The following is a 3,856-nucleotide window of genomic DNA, read 5'->3' on the forward strand; positions in this document are numbered from 1 at the left end:
GGCGGCCCTCCCGAGCCTGCCCGGCGTCTACCGGTACTTCGACGCGCGCGAGGCGGTGCTGTACGTCGGCAAGGCGCGCGACCTGAAGAAGCGCGTCTCGAGCTACTTCCAGAAGAACCACGGCGGCACCCGCATCGGCCACATGATCGGGAAGATCGCGCGGCTGGAGACCACGGTGGTGCGCTCGGAGGCGGAAGCGCTGCTGCTCGAGAACAACCTGATCAAGACGCTCAAGCCGCGCTACAACATCCTGTTCCGCGACGACAAGAGCTACCCGTACCTGAAGATCGTCTCGCACGACTATCCGCGCGTGGCCTACTACCGCGGCGCGGTCGACAAGAAGCACCGCTACTTCGGTCCCTATCCCAGCGCGTGGGCGGTGAAGGAATCGATCCAGCTGCTGCAGAAAGTGTTCCGGCTGCGCACCTGCGAAGACACCGTGTTCGCCAATCGCACGCGCCCGTGCCTGCTCTACCAGATCAAGCGCTGCTCGGGACCGTGCGTGAACCTGATCTCGGCGCACGACTACCAGCTTGACGTGCATCACGCCGAGGCCTTCCTGCGCGGCGAAACGCAGGCCGTGCTGTCGGCGCTGGAAACGCGGATGATGCAGCACGCCGACAAGTTGGAGTTCGAGCAAGCGGCTGAACTGCGCAACCAGATGGGCGCGCTGTCCAAGGTGCTGCACCAGCAGTCGGTGGAGACCGCCTCGGACAAGGACGTGGACATCCTGGCGGTGCAGGTGCAGGGCGGCAAGGCCTGCGTCAACCTGGCGATGATCCGCGGCGGCCGCCACCTGGGCGACCGCGCCTACTTTCCGAGCCACGTCGAAGACGCGACCGCCGTGCAGGACTTCGGCGATGCAGCCGATGCCGCCGACGCCGCCGATGCGGACAGCGAAGCCGCGCCGGCATCGCAACCGGTGGAAGTGCAGGTGCTGGAGGCCTTCATCGCCCAGCACTACCTGGGCGTGCCGGTGCCGGCGGCGCTGATCACCAGCCACCCGGTCGCTGCCGGACTGGTCGAGGCCCTGACCGAGCAAAGCGGCGTGCGCGTCGCCGCTGTCCATAACCCGCGCGGCCAGCGGCGGCTGTGGCTGGAAATGGCCGAGAAGAACGCCGGGCTGCAGCTGGCCCGGCTGCTGGCCGAGGAAGGCTCGCAGCAGGCCCGCACCCGGGCCCTGGTGGAGGCGCTGGACCTCGAGCCCGACCACCTCGACACTTTCCGGGTGGAGTGCTTCGACATCTCGCACACCGCCGGCGAGGCGACCCAGGCCTCCTGCGTGGTGTTCCACCACCACCAGATGCACAACCGCGAGTACCGCCGCTACAACATCGACGGCATCACGCCGGGTGACGACTATGCCGCCATGCGGCAGGTGCTCACGCGCCGCTATGCCAGGCTGGCCCAGGCCGGCCGCGACTCGCCCAATGCGACGCCGCCGACCGAGGACGACCCGGCCCTCATCGACAGTGCGCAGGAGGCCGCGGCCGACGTGCAACTGCAGGCGGTGGAATCGCCGGAAGCGGTGGTTGCCGCCGAAGCCGCGGCGACCGTGGCCGCCGAAGGCGCGGCCGAGGCCGCGCCGGCCAGGCCCGCCAAGGTCGGCGGCGGCGGCAGCGCCCAGCGCCTGCCGGACCTGGTGCTGGTGGACGGCGGCCGCGGCCAGGTCAGCATGGCGCGCGAGGTGTTCGCCGAGCTCGGGCTCGACCTGTCGGTGATCGTCGGGGTGGAGAAAGGCGAGGGCCGCAAGGTGGGCCTGGAGGAACTGGTGTTCGCCGACGGCCGCGAGAAGGTCTACCTTGGGCGGGAGTCGGCAGCGCTGATGCTGATCGCGCAGATCCGCGACGAGGCGCACCGCTTCGCCATCACCGGCATGCGGGCGCGGCGCGCGCGCGTCCGCGTGGGCGGCAGCTCGCTGGAGGAAATCCCCGGCGTGGGCGCCAAGAAACGGGCCCGGCTGCTGCAACGCTTTGGCGGCGTTCGCGGGGTGGCGGCGGCAAGCGTCGACGACATCGCCACGGTGGAAGGGATCTCGCACGAACTGGCCGAAGAGATCTATCGGGCGTTGCATTAGGCTAAGGGGCTAGGAACTGGGCTGATCTGAGCTGTATTTCGCTGGTCCCTAGTCCCTGGTCCCTAGCCTGTTCCCCCTCATGCACAATCGACCCCCATGTTCCTCACGGTCCCCACGCTCCTGACCTGGACTCGCATCATTGCGATTCCGCTACTCGTCGGGGTGTTTTACCTGGGGCTGGAGCACGGCGTCCAGAACCTGGTGGCGACGGTGATGTTCATCGTCTTCGCCTTGACCGACTGGCTCGACGGTTTCCTGGCCCGCAAGCTGAACCAGGCTTCCTCCTTCGGCGCCTTCCTCGACCCCGTGGCCGACAAGTTCCTGGTTTGCGCCTCGCTGCTGGTGCTGGTGCACCTGCAGCGGGCCGACGTGTTCGTGGCTTTGATCATCATCGGCCGCGAAATCGCCATCTCGGCCCTGCGCGAGTGGATGGCGCAGATCGGCGCTTCCAAGAGCGTCGCGGTGCACATGCTGGGCAAGGTCAAGACCACCGTGCAGATGATCGCCATCCCGTTCCTGCTGTTCAACGACAGGCTGTTCGGCGTGATCGACACCAGCGTCTGGGGCCACTGGCTGATCTGGTTGTCGGCGATCCTGACCGTCTGGTCGATGGTCTATTACCTGCGCAAGGCGTTGCCGGAGATCCGGCGACGGGTGAAGTAGCCATGACGCCGGCAGTGCGGCCGCCCGCCCTGGTGCGGGCCATGCCGGCCGTCTTCGTGCTGATCTGGAGCACCGGCTTCATCGTGGCGCGCTACGGCATGCCGCATTCGCCGCCGATGAAGTTCCTGGCGCTGCGCTACGCGTTCTCGGTGCTGGCCTTCCTGGCCTGGGCGGTGCTGGCGGGTGCCGCCTGGCCGCGCGACCGCCGGCAGGCCGGTCACCTGGCGGTGACCGGCGTGCTGATGCACGCGGGCTACCTGGGTGGCGTGTGGGCGGCGGTGAAGCTGGGCATGGGCGCCGGGCTGGCCGCGCTGCTGGTCAGCTTGCAGCCGGTGCTGACCGCCGTCTGGGTCTCCCTCTGGGGCGGCAAGGTCACGGCGCGCCAATGGGGCGGGCTGGCGCTCGGCCTGGGCGGACTGGTGCTGGTGGTCTGGCAGAAGCTGGGGCTGGGCGAGGTCCATGCGCAGAACCTGCTGTATGCGTTCATCGCATTGCTGTCGATCACCGCCGGCACCCTGTACCAGAAACGCTTCCTCGGGCCCTGCGACGTGCGCACCGCCAACCTCGTGCAGCTGGCAGCCGCCTTCGCGGTCACGCTGCCGCTGGCCTTGCTGGAGACCGAGGCGATCCGGTTGTGGCAGCCGGACGGCCGCATCAACCTCGAACTGGCGGGCGCGCTCGCCTGGTCGGTGCTCGGCTTGACGCTGGGCGGCAGTTCCTTGCTCTACCTGCTGATCCAGAAGGGCGCGGACACCTCCGTCACCAGCCTGATGTACCTGGTGCCACCGACCACCGCCCTGATGGCCTGGCTGTTGTTCGGCGAACCGATCACCGTGCTGATCGTGGCCGGCATGGCGCTCACCGCCCTGGGCGTGAGCCTGGTGGTGCGGCAGCCGCGGGCCTGAGGCGCCGGCTGGCTTGCCGCTGCCTTCGGCGCAGTCCAGAATCGTCCCATGCTGACCGGCTTCGAAACGCTGCGCATCGCGCGCGACGGCGTCGCGCTGAACGTGCGCCGCGGCGGGCAGGGCACGCCGCTCCTGCTGTTGCACGGCCATCCGCATCGCGCCCACGCTGCGATGTACCGCCAGACATCGGAAGCCTTTGCCCGCGCCTATT

At 68.7% G+C, this 3,856-nt stretch carries 3 protein-coding genes; all 3 read left to right on the forward strand.

What is annotated here, in order from left to right:
* On the forward strand, positions 1-2,077 hold a 2,077-nt coding region (uvrC, locus tag JWP65_RS02070), incomplete at its 5' end, for an excinuclease ABC subunit UvrC (RefSeq protein ID WP_299759869.1).
* Positions 2,078-2,173: 96 nt separating this feature from the next.
* Complete coding sequence (gene pgsA, locus JWP65_RS02075) at positions 2,174-2,740, forward strand: CDP-diacylglycerol--glycerol-3-phosphate 3-phosphatidyltransferase (RefSeq protein ID WP_299759871.1); 567 nt, start codon at positions 2,174-2,176, stop codon at positions 2,738-2,740.
* A gap of 2 nt (positions 2,741-2,742) precedes the next feature.
* The gene (locus tag JWP65_RS02080) at positions 2,743-3,645 is read left to right on the forward strand and encodes a DMT family transporter (RefSeq protein WP_299759873.1); all 903 of its coding nucleotides are present in this window, start codon (positions 2,743-2,745) and stop codon (positions 3,643-3,645) included.
* Positions 3,646-3,856 lie beyond the last annotated feature (211 nt).

Origin of the sequence: Ramlibacter sp. (assembly GCF_028292805.1) — a bacterium.
GTDB lineage: Bacteria > Pseudomonadota > Gammaproteobacteria > Burkholderiales > Burkholderiaceae_C > Ramlibacter.

Coding starts and splice junctions, on each gene's coding strand:
- pgsA (WP_299759871.1), top strand. CDS start 2,174: ATGTTCCTCACGGTCCCCACGCTCCTGACCTGGACTCGCATCATTGCG.
- JWP65_RS02080 (WP_299759873.1), top strand. CDS start 2,743: ATGACGCCGGCAGTGCGGCCGCCCGCCCTGGTGCGGGCCATGCCGGCC.